Genomic DNA, 21,048 nt, shown 5'->3' on the forward strand with positions numbered 1-21,048 from the left:
ACCCATGTTGCGAATCCTGCTGATCAATGACACCCCACGCAAAGTCGGGCGCCTCAAAAGTGCACTGACCGAGGCCGGTTTTGAGGTGATCGACGAGTCCGGCCTGACCATCGACCTGCCGGCGCGCGTCGAAACGGTGCGCCCGGATGTGATTCTGATCGATACCGAGTCACCCGGCCGCGATGTGATGGAGCAAGTGGTGCTGGTCAGCCGTGACCAGCCCCGCCCCATCGTGATGTTTACCGACGAACATGACCCCAACGTGATGCGCCAGGCGATCAAGTCCGGGGTCAGTGCCTACATCGTCGAGGGCATCCAGGCCCAGCGCCTGCAGCCGATCCTCGATGTGGCCATGGCACGCTTCGAGAGCGATCAGGCCCTGCGTGCGCAGCTGCAGGCCCGCGACCAGCAACTGGCGGAACGCAAGCGCATCGAGCTGGCCAAGGGTTTGCTGATGAAAATGAAGGACTGCAATGAAGAACAGGCCTACACCCTGATGCGCCGCCAAGCCATGAGCCGCCAGCAGAAGTTGATCCAGGTGGCCGAGCAGATTATTGCCATGAGTGAATTGTTAGGCTGAGACACACAACTACCCTCGCCCACTGTGGAAACGGGCTTGCCCGCGATGGCAGTGTCCCGATTGGCGCAAGACTTGCAAACCAAACATCCCAGGTAACCAACGGCGGTTGCCCCTCCACGACAAAGACGTCGCACATCCGGTTTGCCCAGGCGAACCCGGTGGCGGCGTTTTTTCGTTTGGGTGGGGCGGCCTTCGCTGGCCGTTCCATCACCAGGCCTTCTACAAGATCCCCAATCTGAGGTGCGTGATGAAATCAAGCTTCTGGAAATCCGGGCACACCCCGACCTTGTTTGCCGCGTTCCTGTATTTCGACCTGAGTTTCATGGTCTGGTATCTATTGGGCCCGCTGGCGGTGCAGATCGCCGCCGACCTGCAACTGACCACCCAGCAACGCGGGCTGATGGTTGCCACACCGATCCTGGCGGGCGCGATCCTGCGCTTCTTGATGGGCATGCTGGCAGACAAGTTGTCGCCCAAGACCGCCGGCCTGATCGGCCAGGTGATCGTGATTGTGGCGCTGTTCTGTGCCTGGAAACTGGGGATCCACAGCTATGAACAGGCGCTGCTGCTGGGGCTGTTTCTCGGCATGGCCGGGGCGTCGTTTGCCGTGGCCCTGCCGTTGGCCTCCCAGTGGTACCCCGCCGAGCACCAGGGCAAGGCCATGGGCATCGCCGGCGCGGGCAATTCCGGCACGGTGTTCGCCGCACTGCTGGCGCCGCTGATCGCCGCCGCCTTTGGCTGGAGCAACGTGTTTGGCTTTGCCCTGATCCCGCTGGTCCTGACCTTGATCGTATTCGCCTGGCTGGCGCGCAATGCCCCTGAGCGACCGAAAGCCAAATCCATGGCCGACTACTTCAAGGCCCTGGGCGACCGCGACAGTTGGTGGTTCATGTTCTTCTACAGCGTGACCTTCGGTGGCTTTATCGGCCTGGCCAGCGCCCTGCCCGGCTACTTCAACGACCAATATGGCTTGAGCCCGGTCACTGCCGGCTACTACACCGCCGCCTGTGTGTTCGGCGGCAGCCTGATGCGGCCCCTGGGCGGTGCCCTGGCCGACCGCTTCGGCGGGATCCGCACCCTGCTGGGTATGTACGGCGTGGCGGTGGTGTGCATCGCGGCAGTGGGCTTCAACCTACCGAGTTCCTACGCTGCACTGGCCCTGTTCGTATGCACCATGCTCGGCCTGGGGGCCGGTAACGGCGCGGTCTTCCAGTTGGTGCCCCAGCGCTTTCGCCGGGAGATCGGCGTGATGACCGGGTTGATCGGCATGGCCGGCGGTATCGGCGGTTTCGCCCTGGCGGCGGGTATGGGTGCAATCAAGCAAAGCACCGGCAGCTATCAGTTGGCGTTGTGGCTATTCGCCAGCCTGGGCGTGCTGGCGTGGTTCGGCCTGTATGGCGTGAAGCGGCGCTGGAGGACCACCTGGGGTTCGGCTGCCGTCACCGCAGCGCGGGTCTGATGAGCCTGCAACTGAGCGTGGCCCAGGCCAGCGCCATTGGGCCGCGCGCGGAAAACCAGGACGCCCTGCGCCTGGTCACCCCGGCCCCGGAGCTGGCCGCGAGCAAGGGCTATCTGTGTGCCATCGCCGATGGTGTCAGCCAATGCGCCGACGGCGGCCTGGCCGCGCGCTCGACCTTGCAGGCCCTGGCCCTGGACTACTACGCCACGCCGCAAACCTGGGGCGTGGCCCAGGCCCTGGATCGCCTGTTGCTCGCACAAAATCGCTGGCTGCAGGCCAATGGCGGCGGCCAGCCGTTGCTGACCACCCTCAGCGCCCTGGTGTTTCGCGGCCAGCGTTTTACCTTGGCCCATGTCGGTGACTGCCGGGTGTATCGCTGGTTCGCGGGCGAGTTGCAGCGCATCACTGAAGAACATGTCTGGGAGCAACCGGGCATGCAGCATGTGCTCAAGCGCGCCCTGGGCCTGGACCAGCATCTGGTGGTGGATTTTCTCGACGGTGAACTGCGCCAGGGCGAGTGCTTCCTGCTGCTCAGCGATGGGGTATGGGCGACCCTGGCCGATCACAGCATCCGCGCGATCCTGCGCGAACAGGCCGATCTGGATCTGGCCGTGAACACCCTGGTCAATGCGGCGCACCTGGCGGGTAGCCAGGACAATGCCAGCGCCCTGCTGGTGCGCATCGACCAGCTTGGCGCCGCGACCCTGGGTGATGCGCTGGTGCAGTTGCAGCAGTGGCCGCTACCGCCGCCGTTGAAGGCCGGGCAAGCCTTTGAAGGCTGGCAGGTGGAGTGCGTGCTGGTGCACAGTCGGCAGTCGTTGCTGTATCGGGTACGTGATACCCAGCAGCAAGCCTGGCTGCTGAAAACCCTGGCCCCGGGTCGCGACGATGACAACGATGCGGCCCAGGCCCTGCTCGCGGAAGAATGGTTTTTGCGCCGGGTGGCGGGACGGGCATTTCCTGAAGTCCATCCGGGCAGCGGGCGTCAGCATTTGTACTATGTGATGCGTGAATACAGCGGGCAGACCCTGGCCGAACTGTTCCAGCAGCAAGGCCCCTTGCCGCTGGCGCAATGGCAGTCCATCGCCGAGCGCTTGCTGCGGGCGGTGGGCATGCTGCATCGCCGGCAAATCCTGCACCGTGACATCAAGCCGGAAAACCTGCTGTTGGGGGAAGACGGCGAACTGCGGGTGCTGGATTTTGGCCTGGCCTATTGCCCCGGCTTATCCGAAGACCGCGCTCACCTGTTGCCGGGCACCCCCAGCTTTATCGCCCCCGAAGCCTTCAACGGCGAACGTCCGACACCGCAGCAGGATTTGTACAGCGTCGGCGTGAGCCTTTATTACCTGCTGACCGGGCATTATCCCTACGGTGAAATCGAAGCGTTCCAGCGGCCGCGCTTCAACACGCCTGTCAGTGCCAGCCGTTATCGACCCGACCTGCCCGACTGGTTGCAACAGAGCCTGGAGCGCTCGGTGGCGGCACAAGCGGCCCAACGTTACGAAACCGCCGAGGAATGGCTGCTGGTGCTGGAACAGGCCGACCGCCGCGAACTGAGCCTGCGCCCGCGGCCACTGCTGGAGCGCGAGCCGCTGAAGGTCTGGCAAACCCTGGCGTTGGTGTCGTTGCTGATCAATCTGCTGTTGCTGTATCTGTTATCCCTATAGGAGGCAGGTGCGCCAGTTGTGGGCGTTCCGCCTTCAAATGGTGCGTAAAGGCCTTGGAGCATCCACTAAAACCCCAGTAAACCCGGCGTTGCGCGACTTGGCACAACCACTGCATTAGCTTCTGCAACACCCCCACATACAGCCCACCCTTCAACGACGAAGGTGGGGCTTTCCCGAGAGAACGGGACCAGGACAAAGGCGTCCTCGCTAGGCAACTAGCGGGACGCCTTTTTTGTTTGCGCGTGATTTGTCGAGCCACTGCGGAGAACGACATGAAGAAACTCAAACTGGTGATGATCGGCAACGGCATGGCCGGGGTTCGCACCCTTGAAGAACTGCTGAAGCTGAGCACCGAGCTGTATGACATTACGGTCTTTGGCGCCGAGCCCCATACCAACTACAACCGCATCCTGCTGTCACCGGTGCTGGCCGGTGAGCAGACGTTCGAAGAGATCGTGCTCAACGACCTGGACTGGTACCTGCAAAACAACATCAAGCTGCTGCTCAACCGCAAGGTGGTGCAGATCGACCGGGTCAAGCGCAAAGTCATCGCCGAAGACGGCACGGAAGCCGAATACGATCGCCTGCTGATCGCCACCGGCTCGACCCCGTTTATCCTGCCGATCCCCGGCAATACCTTGCAGGGTGTAATTGGCTACCGCGATATCGCCGACACCCAGGCCATGATCGACACCGCCCGCACCCACAAGCACGCGGTGGTCATCGGTGGCGGCTTGCTGGGCCTGGAAGCGGCCAATGGCCTTATGTTGCGCGGCATGCACGTGACCGTGGTGCATATCGGCGAATGGCTGCTGGAACGCCAGTTGGACAAGACCAGCGGCCAGTTGCTGCAAACCGAACTGGAAAGCCGGGGCCTGGTGTTTCGCCTGTGCGAGCAGACCCAGGCCCTGCATGACGCCGGCAATGGTCGCGTGGGCTCGGTGCAGTTCAAAAATGGCGAGGTGATTCCGGCTGACCTGGTGGTGATGGCTGCCGGTATCCGCCCCAACACCGAGCTGGCGGAACAGTCCGGCATCCCGTGCAACCGTGGGATTCTGGTCAACGACACGATGCAAACCTACGACCCGCGCATCTATGCCATCGGCGAGTGCGCCAGCCATCGTGGGATTGCCTACGGCCTGGTGGCGCCGCTGTTCGAGCAGGCCAAGGTCTGTGCCAACCACCTGGCGCAGTTGGGCTTCGCCACTTACAAAGGCTCGGTGACCTCGACCAAACTCAAAGTCACCGGCATCGACCTGTTTTCTGCTGGCGACTTCATGGGCGGCGAAGGCACCGAGACCATCACCCTTTCCGACCCTATCGGTGGCGTCTATAAGAAGCTGGTGATCAAGGACGACATACTGGTCGGCGCCTGCCTGTACGGCGATACCGCCGACGGCGGTTGGTATTTCCGGCAGATCCGTGAGAACCATGGCATTAGTGAGATCCGCGATCACCTGATGTTCGGCGAAAACGCCCTGGGCGATGTAGGCCACCAAGGCCAGGACAAAGCCATGAGCATGGCCGACAACGCCGAAGTCTGCGGCTGCAACGGGGTGTGCAAGGGCACCATCGTCAAGGCGATCCAGGAACAGGGCCTGTTCAGTGTCGATGAGGTGAAAAAACACACCAAGGCCGCCAGCTCCTGCGGCTCCTGTGCCGGGCTGGTGGAGCAGATCCTGATCAACACTGTGGGCGGCGCCGCCGACGTCAAACCCAAAAGCGAAAAAGCCATCTGCGGCTGCAGCGACCTCAATCACGGGCAAATCCGCCAGGCCATTCGCGACCAGCACTTGCTGACCATCGCCGACACCATGAGCTACCTGAACTGGCGTACGCCCAACGGTTGCGCCACCTGCCGCCCGGCACTCAACTACTACCTGATTTCCACCTGGCCGGGCGAAGCCAAGGACGACCCGCAATCGCGCCTGATCAACGAACGGGCCCACGCCAATATTCAGAAAGACGGCACCTACTCGGTAGTCCCACGGATGTGGGGCGGTGTGACCAATCCTTCCGAGCTGCGCCGGATTGCCGATGTGGCCGACAAGTACAACGTGCCGATGGTCAAGGTCACCGGCGGCCAGCGCATCGACTTGCTGGGCATCAGGAAACAGGACCTGCCCGGGGTGTGGAAAGACCTCGATATGCCGTCCGGGCATGCCTACGGCAAATCCATCCGCACCGTGAAGACCTGTGTTGGCAGCGAGTTCTGCCGGTTTGGCACGCAGAACTCCACGCAACTGGGCATTGAGCTAGAACATGACCTGTTCAATATGTGGTCGCCCCACAAGGTCAAGCTGGCGGTGTCCGGGTGCCCGCGCAATTGCTCGGAAGCCGGAATCAAGGATGTGGGCATTATCGGCGTCGACTCGGGCTGGGAGATGTACATCGGCGGCAATGGCGGGATCAAGACTGAGGTCGCGGAGTTTTTCGTCAAGCTCAAGACCGCCGAAGAAGTACGTGAGTACAACGGCGCTTTCCTACAGCTGTACCGCGAAGAAGCCTTCTACCTGGAGCGCACCGTGCACTACCTGCAACGGGTGGGCATGGACCACATCAAGAAGGCCGTGCTGGAAGACCCGGCGCGGCGCCAGGCCCTCAATGAGCGCCTGCAATTCTCCCTGTCGTTTGAACAAGACCCGTGGAAAGAGCGCCTGGAGCAGCCGCTGCTGAAGAAGGAATTCGACACCATCGCCGTCAAACAGCTGGAGGTAGTGCTATGAACTGGCTGGATATCTGCGCCCTCGAAGAAATCAACTCCCTGGGCTCGCGCATTGTCAGTGGCCCGAAAGGGGAAATCGCGATTTTTCGCACCAGTGACGATGAAGTGTTCGCCCTCGATGACCGCTGCCCGCACAAGGGCGGGCCGCTGTCCCAGGGGCTGATCTATGGCAAACGCGTGGCCTGCCCGCTGCACAACTGGCAGATCGACCTGGCGTCCGGCGAAGCCCAGGCCCCGGATATCGGCTGCGCCCACCATCACCACGCCCGGGTGGAAAACGGCCGGGTGATGCTGGCCCTGCGGGACGCCGGTTGATGAACCGCCAGGTCACGGCATCGACCTGCTGCTACTGCGGGGTCGGCTGCGGCGTGCTGATCGAGCACGATGGCACGCAGATCTTCGGGGTCAGCGGCGATCCGGCACACCCGGCCAACTTCGGCAAGTTGTGCAGCAAGGGTTCCAGCCTGCACCTGACCGGCGATCTGACGGCGCGGGCGTTGTACCCGCAGCTGCGCCTGGGCAAAGAACTGGCCCGCGGCCGCACCGATTGGGACACGGCCCTGGAACACGCGGCCAATGTATTCGCCGACACCATCGCCGAGCATGGCCCCGACAGCGTGGCGTTCTATATCTCCGGGCAACTGTTGACCGAGGACTACTACAGTTTCAACAAACTCGCGCGGGCCCTGGTGGGCACCAACAATATCGACAGCAATTCCCGGCTGTGCATGTCTTCGGCAGTGGTCGGCTACAAGCGCAGCCTGGGCGCCGATGCGCCGCCGTGCAGCTACGAGGACCTGGAGGCCAGCGATTGCGTGATGATCGTCGGCAGTAACATGGCCTACGCCCATCCCGTACTGTTTCGCCGGCTGGAAGAGGCCAAGGCACGTCGACCCGAGATGAAAGTGCTGGTCATCGACCCCCGGCGCACCGACACCTGCGACTTGGCGGATATGCACCTGGCAATCCTGCCCGGTACTGATGTGGCGTTGTTCCATGGGATTTTGCATCTGTTGTTGTGGGAAGACTGGATCGACCGCGACTTTATCCAGGCTCATACCGAGGGTCTGGTCGAGTTGAAGCGGTTGGTCCATGACTACACGCCACAGATGGTCACGCAATTATGTGGGATCAGTGTCGAACAACTGCGCCAGTGCGCACAGTGGGTGGGCACCTCGCCCAGCTTCCTGTCGCTGTGGTGCATGGGGTTGAACCAGTCCACCGCCGGCAGCGCAAAAAACAGTGCGCTGATCAACCTGCACCTGGCCACCGGCACCATTGGCCGCCCGGGTTGCGGGCCCTTTTCCCTGACCGGCCAGCCCAACGCCATGGGCGGCCGGGAGACCGGAAGCCTGTCGAACCTGCTGCCAGGCCATCGCGACGCCGGCAACGCTGAGCATCGCGCCGAAGTGGCCGCCTACTGGGGGGTTGAACAACTGCCCTGCAGCACCGGCTTGACTGCCATTGAACTGTTCGAGCAGGTACAGGCTGGCAAGATCAAAGCGTTGTGGATCGCTTGCACCAACCCCGCGCAATCGTTGCCAGACCAGAACAACGTGCGCCAGGCCCTGGCCGCGTGCCCGTTCGTGGTGTTGCAGGAGGCCTTCCGCACCACAGAAACCGCCGCCTTTGCCGACCTGTTGTTGCCCGCCGCCAGTTGGGGCGAGAAAGAAGGCACCGTGACCAACTCCGAACGGCGCATTTCCCACGTGCGCCAGGCCATCGCCCCACCGGGTGAAGCGCGACCAGACTGGGCGATTACCGTGGATTTCGCACAGCGCCTGGAGCGCCGCTTGCGTCCTCAAAAAACCGGCCTGTTTGCCTTTGAAACGCCCGCGCAGGTGTTTGATGAATACAAACAGCTGACCCGTGGTCAGGACCTGGACCTGTCGGGCCTCAGCCACGCCCTGCTCGACCGCATCGGCCCGCAGCAATGGCCGTTTCCCGCAAAGGCCCAGGCCGGCACGCCACGGCTGTACACCGATGGCGTCTTCCCGACCGCCAGTGGTCGTGCGCAGTTTGTCGCTGATCCTTATCGCGCCGCCAAAGAGCAGCGGGACGCGCGCTTTCCACTGACCCTGATCACCGGCCGCCTGCGTGACCAATGGCACGGCATGAGCCGTACTGGCACGGCGGCGCAACTCTTTGGCCATGTCAGCGAAGCATCGCTCAGCCTGCACCCGGACGAACTGCGCCGGCACCGTTTCAAAGAAGGCGACCTGGTCAATCTCAAAAGCCGTCGCGGCAACGTGATTGTGGCGGTGACCAGTGATGACAGCGTGCGACCCGGCCAGGCATTCCTGCCGATGCATTGGGGCGATCGCTTCCTTAAGGGTGGCGTCAATGCGCTGACCCAGCCGGCGTTCGACCCACTGTCGAAACAGCCGGAACTCAAACACAGCGGCGTACGCCTGGAAGCCGTGCAATTGCCCTGGCACTTGTTCGCGCTGATCGAGGGCGATGTGCAGCAACACTTCGAAGCCTTGCGCCCCCTTTGTGAGCAGTTTGCCTACGTCAGCCTGAGCCTGACCGGGCGTGAGCGGCCGGCCCTGCTGGTGCGGGCTGCCCATACCGAAGCACCGGATCTGCAACTGCTCAACAGCATCGACCGATTGCTGGGCCTCAATGACGGCCCGGTCATGGCCTATGACGACCCGCGCCGTTCCATCGGTAAACGGGTAAGGATCGAGAAAGGCCGGATCACCGCGATCCGCCTGGCCGGCGAAACCCTCGCCCGCCACTGGCTGCAAAGCCTGTGTGGCTGGAAGGCCGCGCCGACGAACAGTTACGCCGCTGGCTGCTGGCACCGCTAAGCGCGCCGCCCGGTGGTGGAACGACCAGCAATAGAATTCTCTGCAACTGCAAAAACGTCAGTGAAAGCGCGATATGCGCCGGCATCGGCCGCGGCCTGAACCTGGACGGGCTGAAACAAGCATTGGGCTGCGGCACGCAATGTGGCTCCTGCGTCCCCGAAATCAAACGGCTATTGGCAAGCACCTCGCAGCCAATCGCTATCAGTGTGTGAGGGCAATACCTATGAATGCAAAAGTCTGGCTGGTGGGCGCAGGCCCGGGTGATCCGGAGTTGTTGACCCTCAAGGCAGTACGGGCCCTGCACGAGGCCGATGTGGTGCTGATTGATGATCTGGTCAACCCGGCGGTACTTGAGCATTGCCCCGGTACGCGGGTGATTACCGTCGGCAAACGCGGGGGGTGCCGTTCCACACCCCAGGATTTCATTCATCGCTTGATGCTGCGTTATGCGCGCCAGGGTAAATGCGTGGTGCGCCTGAAGGGCGGCGATCCGTGCATTTTCGGACGCGGCGGCGAAGAGGCCAGTTGGCTGAAGGAGCGAGGAGTCAGCGTGGAGTTGGTCAATGGCATCACGGCCGGGCTGGCGGGTGCAACAAACTGTGACATACCGCTGACACTGCGGGGAATCAGTCGTGGCGTGACGCTTGTCACCGCCCATACCCAGGACGACAGCAGCCTTAATTGGCGGGCACTGGCCGAGGGTGGCACGACACTGGTGGTCTACATGGGTGTGGCGAAGCTTGCAGAGATTGCCCAGCAGTTACTGGAAGGAGGCATGGCCGCAGATATGCCGGTGGCCATGATCGAGAACGCCTCGATGCCCCAGCAGCGCGAATGCCGCAGTTCCCTGGCGCGCATGCAGGAGGATGCCCAGGGGTTTGCCTTGAAGAGCCCAGCCATCCTGGTGATCGGCGCGGTAGCAGCCACAGCCGTGGAAGCCGCCTTGCTGGCAAGCGCCTGAAGCAAATGGCAGGCGAAAAAAAGCCCGGCCTAAGCCGGGCTTTTTTCTAGCACTCAGTAATTACTGAGCTTGAGCTTCAACCGACGCTTCTACACGACGGTTAACAGCGCGACCAGCTTCAGTTGCGTTGTCAGCAACTGGGCGGGATTCGCCGTAACCAACCGAAGTGATACGGCTAGGAGCTACGCCATCTTTAACCAGGACTTGCTTAACAGCGTCAGCACGACGCTGGGACAGCTTCTGGTTGTAGGCGTCTGGACCGACGGAGTCAGTGTGACCAGCAACTTCTACGTTGGTAGCTGGGTACTGAGCCATGAAGTCGGCCAGGTTTTTCACGTCGCCGTAGCTGTTAGGCTTAACAACGGCCTTGTCGAAGTCGAACTTCACGTCCAGCTCAACACGAACAACCTGAGCAACCGGAGCTTCTGGCTCTGGAACTGGCTCTGGAGCTGGTGCTGGGGTAGGAGCTGGAGCAGCTGCGCCAGCGTTACCGCCGAAGTTTACGCCCAGGCCGACCAGTGCGGAGTAGTCCCACTTGCCGTTGTCCAGACCGTAGTCAGCTTCAACACCGGCACGAGCGTACAGGTTGTTGGTGAAGTAGTACTTAACGCCGGTACCAACGGTAGCGAAAGTAGTCTGATCGCGACCGGTGTGGCCGTCAGCACGTACGTTGCCACGGCTCTGGTGACCGAAACCACCTTCTACGTATGGACGCAGGGAGTCGACGCCAGCTTGACCGAAGTGGTACTGAGCAACGAGGCTGCCGGTATCACCTTTGATCTTCTGGTTGCCAGTACCGTCAGTCGAACGGGTGTGGTTGGTCTTGTCGTAGGACAAGTTCAAGGACAGGTCGTCGGTCAGGAAGTAACCGATGCGAGCGCCAGGATTGAAGCCGTCTTCGATGTGCTTGACGCTATCGTTGTACTGCTTCTTGTAGAACAGCTCGCCTTCAACTGCGCCTTGGCCTTGTGCCAGAACGCCGAAAGAAGTAGCGGCAATAAGAGAACCAATGGCCAAGCCCAAGGTGTTTTTCAGTTTCATCCGTTAAATCCCCATCTGGTGATTGTAAAGCAGTCCCACATACCGGGGGACAACTCGGCGACAAGTCTAACAGAACTTGCCTACACGTAAGAGATATTTGCACCGAACTAAGTTTCAGTACTGTCCGCAAATTTCTCACGTAATTTATCAAGAGCACGTTTGTAACGCATTTTTGTAGCACTCAAACCCATATGCATAATGTCAGCAATTTCCTGAAATTCCAGTTCCGCGACAAATCGTAGCACCAGAATTTCCCGGTCAATTGGGTTCACATGCACCAACCAGCGATCAAGCCCGCCCTTCTCCTCGGGTGCCGGCGTCTTTTCTTCAGACGCCTCCTCAAGGGGGTCAAGGCTCAACGCGTCCATCAAGCGACGCTTTCGCCGTTCCTTACGATACTGCGTGATGCACTCGTTGTACGTGATGCTGTAGAGCCAGGTTTTGAACTTCGATTTACCCTCGAAGTTCTTCAGGCCATACAACACCTTGAGCATCACTTCCTGACAGACATCATCCGCATCACGATCGTTCCCTAAATACCTTGAACAAACGTTGAACAGAGTGCGTTGATACCTGCGCATCAATTCTTCGTACGCGCGTGTTACGTGAAACAGCTCCGTGTGCGCGCGCGCGACCAACTCCTCATCAGAGAGCTCACGGGGGTCATAGCGCGTGGACAGCGTTTGGGCTTTATTCAAAACAAGTCGTGCCGACAGTCAGGTCAATGTCCGCCACAGCCTGGATACCCAGGTTTGCGGCGGCGTACATTAGCAGGGTTACCGGGTTAGCGGCTATTGACCTGCTGTTCCAGCAGAACCCGATTGGACAGCGACACTAGTTCGCCATCATCGGTCAGCACCGTGGTTTTCACCGTACCGATCTCTTCAATCTGCCCTTCGACCTCGCCAACACGCACGTGTTGCCCCACCTGATACAACTCACGCACATAAATTCCCGCAAGAATCTGCCCGGCAATTCCCCGGCTTCCCAACCCCATGGCCAGCGCAACGGCCAGACCAACGGTAATCAAAACGATCACAATCACATGGTTAAGCAGGTCAGTCTTGACCTCCAGTTGACTGATCGCCACCGAAATACTGATGATGATCACCAGGCCCTGGGCAATTCGCCCCAGGCCGCCGGCATAGTCCAGGCCTACACCCTCGGCAGCGCCGCGCACCAGCCCATTGGCCAGTTGCGCCAGCAACACACCCACCAGCAACACCAGCGCGCCGCCGAATACTTTCGGCAAATACAGCGCAAGCATGTCGAGCGTAGCTGAAACTCGCTCAAGTCCAAGTGATTGCGCCGCAGAAACCAGAAAAATCAGCAAAACAAACCAATAGACGATCTTGCCGATCAGCGTAGAGATCGGCACTTGCAGCCCGGCGCGCCCCAGCAGCTTGGTCAACCCGGTGCCAGCCATCAGGCGATCGAGGCCCAGCTTGGCGAGTAATTTGGAGAGCAGGGTGTCGAGCAGCTTGGCCACGACAAAACCCAGCAATACCAGCACCAGCGCACCAAACAGGTTGGGAATGAAATTCGCCACCTTGGTCCACAACGCAGTCATTGCAGTGACCAGACTCTGTGTCCAGAGATCAAGTTCCATATTCAATCAGCCTTATCAGCAGTGCGAGCAATAGGTTTACGACGAGAAACAGGTGATACATGGGCCGAACCATTGTTCAGCGCCATCATCAGTGCCGGCACCCAGCGGCCGAGCAGACCAAACAGGTCGCCCGCGCCTACCTGGCGGTTGGCGGTTTTCAGCACGCGGCCCAGGCAAGCATCGTCGTCACGGTTGGACGGCGAAGCGTTAAGCATGTCACGCAAAGACTGTTCAAACGGATCGTGCATAGGGACCTCTCGCAAGTGAATTAAAAGACGAGGGCAAAATTCGTCGGGTCACATGACCCCTCCGACCGTTCAGGTCACGTTCAGGTCAAACCCAGCGTAAACGTCGAAACAACCACCATTGTCCAAGGGCCACCGACAGCATCAACAGGCAGGCCACCACGAATCCATAAGGACTCTCGGAGAACGGAATCCCCCCGACGTTGATCCCCAGCAAACCGGTCAGGAAACTCATCGGCAAAAAGATCCCGGTGATGATCCCGAAGCGGTACATGGTGCGGTTCATACGCACGCTCAAACGCCGATCCTCGGCCTCCAGCACCAGCCCCACGCGCTCCCGGCTCAGTTCCAGCTCTTCCAGGTAACGGGTCAGGCTGTTATTCAATTCATTCCAATAGTCGGCATCGTCATCGACAAACCAGGGCAATTTTATACGTGTCAGTTGCGCAAAAATATCCCGCTGCGGAGCCAGAAAACGCTTGAGCGCAGCAGCACGCCGACGGATCTGCAGGACGTTGCCATGTTCCGGTGTATACCGTTCGTCGGCATCCAGTTTTTCTTCTTCAATATCGACGATTTCAGACAGGTCGCTGACCAGATCCTGCACTTTATGAGTCAGGTACTGCGCCATGTACAAGATCAGCTCGGAAGCGCTCTTGGGGCCTTTTCCATCCGCCAACTGCACCAGCAACTCGTCGGTGGCGCGCAAGGGTCGTAGACGCAGGGAGATGACCCGTTCAGCCGCGGCGAAGATACGCACCGACACCATGTCTTCCGGCTCAGCCCCCGGATTGAGGTTGATCCCGCGCAGAAACAGCAGCAATTCGTCGTCCGGCAACGGCAACAGCCGCGGGCGGGTGTTCTCCTCCAGCAGCAGGTCACAGGCGAACTCGCTCAGGCCACTGGATTTGCGCAACCAGGTCTGGGTCTGGGGATGACTGCGGTCCCAATGCAGCCACAGGCTTTCCTGGGGCTGCAGTTGCAGGTCGTCAAGCTCGGTCCGGGCAATCGAACGCGCACCACCTTTACCGTCCAGCACCAGGGCATGCACCAGCCCCCACTGCGCGTTTTCTTCCTCGAACATCCTCACCCCATCGACTACTGCGGTTATTCCGGCATTTTCAGCGGGCTGGGCGAAACAATCACGCCGTTATTGTCGGCGTAGACGTATTCGCCCGGACGGAATGTCACGCCAGCAAAAGTCACGGCCCCGCCCAGGTCGCCCACACCCTGGCGATGACTCTTTTTCGGGTGGCTGGCCAGGGCCTGCACGCCCAGGTCGGTCTGCGCCAACACGTCAACGTCACGCACACAACCGTAGATCACCAAGCCTTCCCAGCCATTTTTCGCCGCTCGATCAGCAATCATGTCGCCGAGCAAGGCGCAGCGCAGCGAACCACCACCGTCGACCACCAGCACTTTGCCGGTGCCGTCCAGCTCAGCCTGTTCCTTGACCCGTGAGTTGTCTTCAAAACACTTGACGGTCACGATCTGGCCGCCGAAGGAGTCCCGGCCACCAAAGTTGGCGAACATCGGCTCCAGCACCTGCACCAGGTCCGGGTAGGCGTCACACAGGTCGGGGGTAACGTAATGGTTCATCGAGAAGCTCCTGTCGGTGAAAGAAGGTGTCGAACATCCACAGCTACATCAGGAAAACGCATCGCAAGGGGCATTCTTTAAGCCCTGCCACTGCGCGGGCGACCATGATCAGACCCACCAGACCGTAACGCAATAGCCACTGCGCGACTGAATATGACCAAAACATCCCGAAGCGTCATATCTTAGCCGCAAGCCACCGCGAGTGAAACGCCCTTGGCAGAGCCTTTTCTCAGATGCTCCCGAGCACAGGCGCCTGCGAGCCGACCAAAGGTGTCAGTGGATCATTCAACCAACGCTGCACCAATGGCCATACTTCGGCCTGGGCGGCTTTGCTGACCAGCATTTCGACATGCCCGAAATCACCGCTGAACCCCTGCTTGCGCCCCAGGCACAGGTATTGGCGGTGCTCGCTGCCGACCTGATCAAACAGCTTGCGGCAGGCCCAGTCCGGGTCTTGATGATCGCCTGCGGCACTCACTGCCAGCAGCGGCACATCGACCTCAGCCAGGCCTTTCCACCAGTCGCGCTCGGCATCGCCAAAACGCCCGAACAAACCGTGCCAGCGCATGCTTTCCAAGGCCAGGCCGATGGGCTCATCTTCCGGCCCACGCTTGAGCCGCGAACCGGAGAGTTGGGCAAAACGCTTCAAAATCAAGCGCCCTCCCCACTCCACCGGCGGAATTTTCAACGGCCAGTAAGTACGACTGACCTGGCAGCCAAACAGCGCCACCGACGCGACAGCCGGCGCGCCCAGATACTGGCCACCCAAGGCTGCCGCCAAAGTCGTACCACCCAGCGAGTGGCCGATCCAGTGCGGAATCTGCGCGCTTTGCTCACGCACAAAAGCAGCGATGGCTGGCAAGTCGTAACGAGCATAGTCGGCGACGCGATTCTTGGCGTAGTCGTGGTTACGTCGGGAAAGCCCGTGGCCGCGCATCTCCGGGATCCACACATCAAAGCCCTGGCGCGCCAGGTACGCCCCCAGGCCAATACCTTTGGGCGAATACCAGAACCGCCGATTGGAAAAGCTGCCATGCACCAACACCACCGGTATGCCACGGCTTTGCGCGACATCGGCCAGGCCCAGGCGTGTCACCGCCAGTTCTACGGTGCCATCCGGGCTGTTGCCAGGCTTGAGGCGATAGACATCTTCACTCAGGTCGCCACGACGCTCAGCGCTGATCAAGGCGACGGGAAACAGGTTGCTGCTGCTTTGCATAATGTTCTTGCACAAAAAAGGGCGGCGTCCGGTAGGAGTTCCGCCCTGTACAGAATGAGAAATGCCGGCCTGCCACACTGGCTGGCCGGCAAATGGCAATTACGCCGAGGCTTGACCTTCAGCCAGGAAGAACCAGGTTTCCAGCACGGAATCGGGGTTCAGCGAGACGCTTTCGATGCCCTGTTCCATCAGCCATTTGGCCAGGTCCGGGTGATCGGAAGGGCCTTGGCCGCAGATCCCGATGTACTTGCCGGCCTTGTTACAGGCCTGGATGGCGTTGGCCAGCAGCTTCTTGACCGCAGGGTTACGCTCGTCAAACAGGTGCGCGATGATCCCGGAGTCGCGATCCAGGCCCAGGGTCAACTGGGTCAGGTCGTTGGAGCCGATGGAGAAACCGTCGAAGAACTCCAGGAACTCTTCGGCGAGGATGGCGTTGGACGGCAGCTCGCACATCATGATCACGCGCAGGCCGTTTTCACCACGGGTCAGACCGTTCTCGGCCAGCAGGTCAACGACCTGGCTCGCTTCGCCCAGGGTGCGCACAAAGGGCACCATTATCTCGACGTTGGTCAGGCCCATCTCGTTGCGCACACGCTTGAGGGCGCGGCACTCAAGCTCGAAGCAATCGCGGAATGCTTCGCTGATATAACGCGAGGCGCCACGGAAGCCCAGCATCGGGTTCTCTTCTTCCGGCTCGTAAAGCTTGCCGCCGATCAGGTTCGCGTATTCGTTGGACTTGAAGTCCGACAGGCGCACGATGACTTTCTTCGGCCAGAACGCCGCCGCCAGGGTGCTGATGCCTTCCACCAGCTTCTCGACGTAGAAACCTACCGGATCGTTGTAGCCGGCAATGCGCTTGTCGACGCTGTCCTTGATTTCCACCGGCAGGCCGTCGTAGTTCAACAGGGCCTTGGGGTGCACGCCGATCATGCGGTTGATGATGAATTCCAGGCGGGCCAGGCCCACACCGGCGTTCGGCAACTGCGCAAAATCAAAGGCGCGGTCGGGGTTGCCGACGTTCATCATGATCTTGAACGGCAGGTCGGGCATGGCGTCGATGGAGTTTTGCTTGATATCGAAGCCCAGCTCACCTTCAAAGATGAAGCCGGTATCGCCTTCGGCGCAGGAAACGGTAACGCCCTGGCCGTCCTTGAGCAATTGGGTGGCGTTGCCACAACCGACAACCGCTGGGATCCCCAGTTCACGGGCGATGATCGCCGCGTGGCAGGTACGCCCGCCACGGTTGGTGACGATGGCGCTGGCGCGCTTCATCACCGGTTCCCAGTCCGGGTCGGTCATGTCGGAGACCAGCACGTCACCTGGCTGGACCTTGTCCATCTCGGACACGTCCTTGATGATCCGCACCTTGCCCGCGCCGATGCGCTGGCCGATGGCACGGCCTTCCACCAGCACGGTGCCGGTTTCTTTCAACAGGTAGCGTTCCATGACATTGGCCGAAGTACGGCTTTTCACGGTTTCCGGGCGGGCCTGGACGATGTACAGCTTGCCGTCGTCGCCATCCTTGGCCCATTCGATGTCCATCGGGCACTTGTAGTGCTTCTCGATGATCATCGCCTGCTTGGCCAATTCGCTGACTTCGGCATCGCTGAGGCAGAAACGCGCGCGCTCGGCCTTGTCGACATCAACGGTTTTCACCGAGCGACCGGCCTTGGCCTCGTCGCCGTAGATCATCTTGATAGCCTTGCTGCCCAGGTTGCGGCGCAGGATCGCCGGGCGGCCGGCTTCAAGGGTGTGCTTGTGCACGTAGAACTCGTCCGGGTTGACCGCGCCTTGTACGACGGTTTCGCCCAGGCCGTAGGCGCCGGTAATAAATACCACGTCACGGAAGCCCGATTCGGTGTCCAGGGTGAACATCACGCCGGCCGTCCCGGTTTCCGAACGCACCATGCGCTGCACGCCGGCAGACAGGGCCACCAGTTTGTGGTCGAAACCCTGGTGCACACGGTAGGAAATAGCGCGATCGTTGAACAGCGAGGCAAATACTTCCTTGGCTGCACGGATGACGTTTTCCACGCCACGGATATTCAGGAAGGTTTCCTGCTGGCCGGCGAAGGAGGCGTCGGGCAAGTCTTCGGCGGTGGCCGAGGAGCGCACGGCGACAGCCATGTCCGGGTTGCCGGCCGACAGGGTGGCGAAGGCGGTGCGAATTTCTGCGTTGAGCTTCTCGGGGAACTCGGCTTCCATGATCCACTGACGGATCTGTGCGCCGGTCTTGGCCAGGGCGTTGACGTCATCGACGTCGAGCGCGTCCAGGGCAGCGTGGATCTGGTCGTTGAGGCCGCTCAGTTCGAGGAAATCGCGGTATGCCTGGGCGGTGGTGGCGAAACCACCGGGCACCGAAACACCAGCGCCCGCAAGATTACTGATCATCTCGCCGAGGGATGCGTTCTTGCCCCCCACATGCTCTACATCATGGACGCCGAGCTTATCGAGGGAAACTACGTACTCTACCAAGGTGATCTCTCCACTAACTGTGTTGGAAAAGCTCAGGGCGCCGGTGGCTCAGTAGGAGCATTTACCGGCGTTTGTGGCCTGGACCTGGAAAATAAGTGAGAATGCAGCCCACTGTGGGGCGGCAAAACCGCGCCTATCATATCCAAGATTCGTCATCAGCTTAAGGCCCAAGGCTCAAATGAAACGATCTGCTTTCTTTATCTCCGACGGCACCGGCATTACCGCCGAAACCCTGGGTCAAAGCCTGCTCGCGCAGTTCGAAAGCATCACCTTCGCCAAATTCACCCGGCCTTATATCGATAACGTGGATAAAGCGCGGGCCATGGTACAACAAATCAATCTGGCCGCCGAAAAAGACGGTATGCGCCCGATCATTTTCGACACCATCGTCAATCAGGACATCCGTGAGATCCTCGCGACCTCCAATGGTTTCATGATCGACATCTTCTCGACCTTCCTCGCGCCCCTGGAACAGGAGCTGAGTGAACATTCCTCATACTCCGTGGGCAAGTCCCATTCCATTGGCCATAACTCCAACTATATGGAGCGGATCGAGGCGGTCAACTTCGCCCTGGACAACGACGACGGCGCCCGCACCCACTACTACGACAAGGCCGACCTGATCCTGGTCGGCGTGTCGCGCTGCGGCAAGACCCCGACCTGCCTGTACATGGCCATGCAATTCGGCATCCGTGCGGCCAACTACCCGCTGACCGAAGACGATATGGAACGCCTGCAACTGCCGGCGGTGCTGCGCACCCATCAGCACAAGCTGTTTGGCCTGACCATCGACCCGGACCGGCTGACGGCGATCCGTAACGAACGCAAGCCCAACAGCCGTTATTCGAGCTATGCCCAGTGCGAGTTCGAGGTGCGGGAAGTGGAAAATCTGTTCCGCCGGGAAAACATTGCGCACATCAATTCCACGCACTTTTCGGTGGAAGAGATTTCGGCAAAGATCCTTGTGGAAAAGGGTGTTGAGCGGCGCTTCAAATAACCTGTGGCGAGCGGGCTTGCCCGCGTTGGGCTGCGAAGCAGCCCTAAATAGAGAAGAACACGGTACACCAGACACTCATCGGGGCCTGGTTTTGGGGCTGCTGCGCAGCCCAACGCGGGCAAGCCCGCTCGCCACAACATTTACAGGTGGAACCGGTCCCCCCCCTGCCCCAGCGCCGTAGCCAGCGCATCAAATCCGGCCCTCAGCAACTGATCATCCTCAGACGTATTGCAGATACTCGCCCGAATAAACTGCGGCACCGCCGTCTGCCCTACGGCAAACGCTTCTGCCGTGGCGATCAGGTAATTGTTCTGCTTGAGTTCAGCCTCGATTTCCGACGCCCGCCAAGGCTCCGGGACTTCAATCCAGAAGTGCGGGCTGTTGAGGTGAGTCCGGTACTCCAGGCCGCTCAGCAGGTCTTCGACCAACGCCTTGCGGCGGCTGATTTCACTGACCTGTTGACGCAGCAGATGCTCTGCCGTGCCATTTTCAATCCACTGCGTGGCCAGCTCCAGGGTCACCGGCGTGGCCATCCAGCAGGTTGAACGCAGGGCCGCAGAAATACGGCTGACCAGCGCCGGTGGCGCATGCACATAACCCACCCGCAAGCCGGCCGACACGGCCTTGCTCAGGCTGCTGATCAGAATCGTGCGCTCCGGGGCAAAGTGACTCAGGGGTGGCGGGCGATCTTGCACCAGCACACCGTGGGCCTCGTCTTCGAGGATTAGCAGGTTGTGCTCGCGACACACCCTGACCAGTGCCTCACGGCGGGCGACCGACAACACCGCCGTCGTCGGGTTCTGGATGGTCGGCGTGCAGTACAGGGCGGCCACCCGGTGATTGCGACAGACTTCCTCCAGGGCTGCTGGCAACACGCCTTCCTCATCCATTTCCAGGCCGATCAGGCGAATGCCCAGCATCCGCGCGGCGGTGATCAGGCCGGGGTAGGTCAACTGCTCGGTCACCACCGTGTCGCCCGCGCGCACCAACGCCATCAAGGCGCACAGCAACCCATGCTGGCCTCCATTGACACAGATGACCTGCTCGGGAATCGGGTGAAAGTCGCGCTGCACCAACCATTGCGCACCTGCCGCGCGGTAGCGGGGCAAGCCGGCGTCCGGGGTGTAGGCACTGATGTCCTGCAGGAACTTGGCATTGGTGGCCAGGGTTTCAAAGCTCTGGGCCAGGAACGTGGTCTCCTGCCCAGGGATATGCATATTGCGGCTCATATCGAAGTACTGCCGCGGCTCCTCGCTGACGTTGCGAAAGCCTTCGTCACGCTGGCGCTCCATCCCACGCTTGCGCACGAATGTTCCGTCGCCCACCCGTGCCACCACCAGGCCCAGGCGTTCCAGTTCACCGTAGGCACGGCTGATGGTCCCGATGGTCACCCCCAGATTGTCGGAAAGCACCCGATGAGGGGGCAGTTTGCGCCCCGGTTCGATCAAGCCTTCGAGGATGCCCCGCTCCATGACATCTGACAGGCGCTTGTACTTCACACCCTGCCCATTGGACAGTCCCTCTCGCATGATTGACACCATGTCAATATTTGTTTTGACAGCCATCATTCGCCCTAATAGTGTGCTTTTACGGGTTCATTCACCGGGTGAAACCTCTAATTACAAGTTCAATATAGAGTTCAATTCCGGCTCAGGGAA

Annotated in this window: 16 protein-coding genes and 1 pseudogene; 8 read left to right on the forward strand and 9 right to left on the reverse strand. The window is 60.6% G+C overall.

Features of this window, described 5'->3' with window-relative positions:
- Window positions 1–4 precede the first annotated feature (4 nt).
- From PSH80_RS18860 to cobA, 7 genes and pseudogenes are all read left to right on the forward strand, one after another.
- Entirely contained in the window at window positions 5–580 is a 576-nt protein-coding gene (locus PSH80_RS18860) for an ANTAR domain-containing response regulator (protein ID WP_057439520.1), read from the forward strand.
- A 247-nt stretch (window positions 581–827) separates the two neighbouring features.
- Window positions 828–2,039, forward strand: a complete 1,212-nt coding sequence (locus tag PSH80_RS18865) for a NarK/NasA family nitrate transporter (protein ID WP_057960340.1) — start codon at window positions 828–830, stop codon at window positions 2,037–2,039.
- Complete coding sequence (locus PSH80_RS18870) at window positions 2,039–3,706, forward strand: bifunctional protein-serine/threonine kinase/phosphatase (protein ID WP_305420628.1); 1,668 nt, start codon at window positions 2,039–2,041, stop codon at window positions 3,704–3,706. Before PSH80_RS18865 ends, PSH80_RS18870 begins: the two co-directional genes overlap by 1 nt.
- A gap of 272 nt (window positions 3,707–3,978) precedes the next feature.
- The gene (gene nirB / locus PSH80_RS18875) at window positions 3,979–6,432 is read left to right on the forward strand and encodes a nitrite reductase large subunit NirB (protein ID WP_120733858.1); all 2,454 of its coding nucleotides are present in this window, start codon (window positions 3,979–3,981) and stop codon (window positions 6,430–6,432) included.
- The gene (gene nirD, locus PSH80_RS18880; protein WP_057439522.1) at window positions 6,429–6,746 is read left to right on the forward strand and encodes a nitrite reductase small subunit NirD; all 318 of its coding nucleotides are present in this window, start codon (window positions 6,429–6,431) and stop codon (window positions 6,744–6,746) included. The genes nirB and nirD overlap by 4 nt, the downstream gene beginning before the upstream one ends.
- Window positions 6,746–9,456, forward strand: a pseudogene (locus tag PSH80_RS18885) (molybdopterin-dependent oxidoreductase). Before nirD ends, PSH80_RS18885 begins: the two are co-directional and overlap by 1 nt.
- A gap of 11 nt (window positions 9,457–9,467) precedes the next feature.
- Window positions 9,468–10,205: a uroporphyrinogen-III C-methyltransferase gene (gene cobA, locus PSH80_RS18890; protein ID WP_057960343.1), complete on the forward strand. Its 738-nt coding sequence runs from the start codon at window positions 9,468–9,470 to the stop codon at window positions 10,203–10,205.
- 60 nt (window positions 10,206–10,265) lie between these two features.
- Here the strand turns inward: cobA and PSH80_RS18895 are convergent, their stop codons facing one another.
- From PSH80_RS18895 to ppsA, 8 genes are all read right to left on the reverse strand, one after another.
- Window positions 10,266–11,246 carry an OmpA family protein gene (locus PSH80_RS18895; RefSeq protein ID WP_057444927.1) on the reverse strand — a complete coding sequence of 327 codons (981 nt, stop codon included), beginning with the start codon at window positions 11,244–11,246 and terminating at the stop codon, window positions 10,266–10,268.
- 107 nt (window positions 11,247–11,353) lie between these two features.
- Window positions 11,354–11,944 carry an RNA polymerase sigma factor SigX gene (gene sigX, locus PSH80_RS18900; RefSeq protein WP_057439524.1) on the reverse strand — a complete coding sequence of 197 codons (591 nt, stop codon included), beginning with the start codon at window positions 11,942–11,944 and terminating at the stop codon, window positions 11,354–11,356.
- Window positions 11,945–12,030: 86 nt separating this feature from the next.
- Window positions 12,031–12,855, reverse strand: coding sequence for a mechanosensitive ion channel domain-containing protein (locus tag PSH80_RS18905; RefSeq protein WP_057439525.1), 825 nt, complete (start codon window positions 12,853–12,855; stop codon window positions 12,031–12,033).
- Between the two features lie 2 nt (window positions 12,856–12,857).
- Window positions 12,858–13,103: a hypothetical protein gene (locus tag PSH80_RS18910; protein ID WP_038442312.1), complete on the reverse strand. Its 246-nt coding sequence runs from the start codon at window positions 13,101–13,103 to the stop codon at window positions 12,858–12,860.
- Between the two features lie 85 nt (window positions 13,104–13,188).
- The gene (locus tag PSH80_RS18915) at window positions 13,189–14,184 is read right to left on the reverse strand and encodes a zinc transporter ZntB (protein WP_057439526.1); all 996 of its coding nucleotides are present in this window, start codon (window positions 14,182–14,184) and stop codon (window positions 13,189–13,191) included.
- A 23-nt stretch (window positions 14,185–14,207) separates the two neighbouring features.
- A complete protein-coding gene (gene rraA, locus PSH80_RS18920) occupies window positions 14,208–14,699 on the reverse strand; it encodes a ribonuclease E activity regulator RraA (protein ID WP_029298280.1) in 492 nt (163 codons plus the stop codon).
- Between the two features lie 229 nt (window positions 14,700–14,928).
- Window positions 14,929–15,918 carry an alpha/beta fold hydrolase gene (locus PSH80_RS18925; protein WP_120733862.1) on the reverse strand — a complete coding sequence of 330 codons (990 nt, stop codon included), beginning with the start codon at window positions 15,916–15,918 and terminating at the stop codon, window positions 14,929–14,931.
- Between the two features lie 99 nt (window positions 15,919–16,017).
- The gene (gene ppsA / locus PSH80_RS18930) at window positions 16,018–18,393 is read right to left on the reverse strand and encodes a phosphoenolpyruvate synthase (protein ID WP_029298284.1); all 2,376 of its coding nucleotides are present in this window, start codon (window positions 18,391–18,393) and stop codon (window positions 16,018–16,020) included.
- 178 nt (window positions 18,394–18,571) lie between these two features.
- On the opposite strand from ppsA, the gene PSH80_RS18935 reads away from it, so the two are divergent.
- On the forward strand, window positions 18,572–19,390 hold the full coding sequence (locus PSH80_RS18935; RefSeq protein ID WP_032863389.1) for a pyruvate, water dikinase regulatory protein: 819 nt from the start codon (window positions 18,572–18,574) through the stop codon (window positions 19,388–19,390).
- A 140-nt stretch (window positions 19,391–19,530) separates the two neighbouring features.
- Here the strand turns inward: PSH80_RS18935 and PSH80_RS18940 are convergent, their stop codons facing one another.
- Window positions 19,531–20,955: a PLP-dependent aminotransferase family protein gene (locus PSH80_RS18940; RefSeq protein WP_115129428.1), complete on the reverse strand. Its 1,425-nt coding sequence runs from the start codon at window positions 20,953–20,955 to the stop codon at window positions 19,531–19,533.
- Between the last annotated feature and the right edge of the window lie 93 nt (window positions 20,956–21,048).

Source organism: Pseudomonas sp. FP818, assembly GCF_030687335.1.
Taxonomy (GTDB): Bacteria; Pseudomonadota; Gammaproteobacteria; order Pseudomonadales; family Pseudomonadaceae; genus Aquipseudomonas; species Aquipseudomonas shahriarae.

Bases quoted from the DNA above. Each gene is read 5' to 3' on its own strand.
- PSH80_RS18860 (WP_057439520.1), top strand. From the start codon at position 5: ATGTTGCGAATCCTGCTGATCAATGACACCCCACGCAAAGTCGGGCGC.
- PSH80_RS18865 (WP_057960340.1), top strand. From the start codon at position 828: ATGAAATCAAGCTTCTGGAAATCCGGGCACACCCCGACCTTGTTTGCC.
- PSH80_RS18870 (WP_305420628.1), top strand. From the start codon at position 2,039: ATGAGCCTGCAACTGAGCGTGGCCCAGGCCAGCGCCATTGGGCCGCGC.
- nirB (WP_120733858.1), top strand. From the start codon at position 3,979: ATGAAGAAACTCAAACTGGTGATGATCGGCAACGGCATGGCCGGGGTT.
- nirD (WP_057439522.1), top strand. From the start codon at position 6,429: ATGAACTGGCTGGATATCTGCGCCCTCGAAGAAATCAACTCCCTGGGC.
- cobA (WP_057960343.1), top strand. From the start codon at position 9,468: ATGAATGCAAAAGTCTGGCTGGTGGGCGCAGGCCCGGGTGATCCGGAG.
- PSH80_RS18895 (WP_057444927.1), bottom strand. From the start codon at position 11,246: ATGAAACTGAAAAACACCTTGGGCTTGGCCATTGGTTCTCTTATTGCC.
- PSH80_RS18905 (WP_057439525.1), bottom strand. From the start codon at position 12,855: ATGGAACTTGATCTCTGGACACAGAGTCTGGTCACTGCAATGACTGCG.
- PSH80_RS18910 (WP_038442312.1), bottom strand. From the start codon at position 13,103: ATGCACGATCCGTTTGAACAGTCTTTGCGTGACATGCTTAACGCTTCG.
- PSH80_RS18915 (WP_057439526.1), bottom strand. From the start codon at position 14,184: ATGTTCGAGGAAGAAAACGCGCAGTGGGGGCTGGTGCATGCCCTGGTG.
- rraA (WP_029298280.1), bottom strand. From the start codon at position 14,699: ATGAACCATTACGTTACCCCCGACCTGTGTGACGCCTACCCGGACCTG.
- PSH80_RS18925 (WP_120733862.1), bottom strand. From the start codon at position 15,918: ATGCAAAGCAGCAGCAACCTGTTTCCCGTCGCCTTGATCAGCGCTGAG.
- PSH80_RS18935 (WP_032863389.1), top strand. From the start codon at position 18,572: ATGAAACGATCTGCTTTCTTTATCTCCGACGGCACCGGCATTACCGCC.
- PSH80_RS18940 (WP_115129428.1), bottom strand. From the start codon at position 20,955: ATGGCTGTCAAAACAAATATTGACATGGTGTCAATCATGCGAGAGGGA.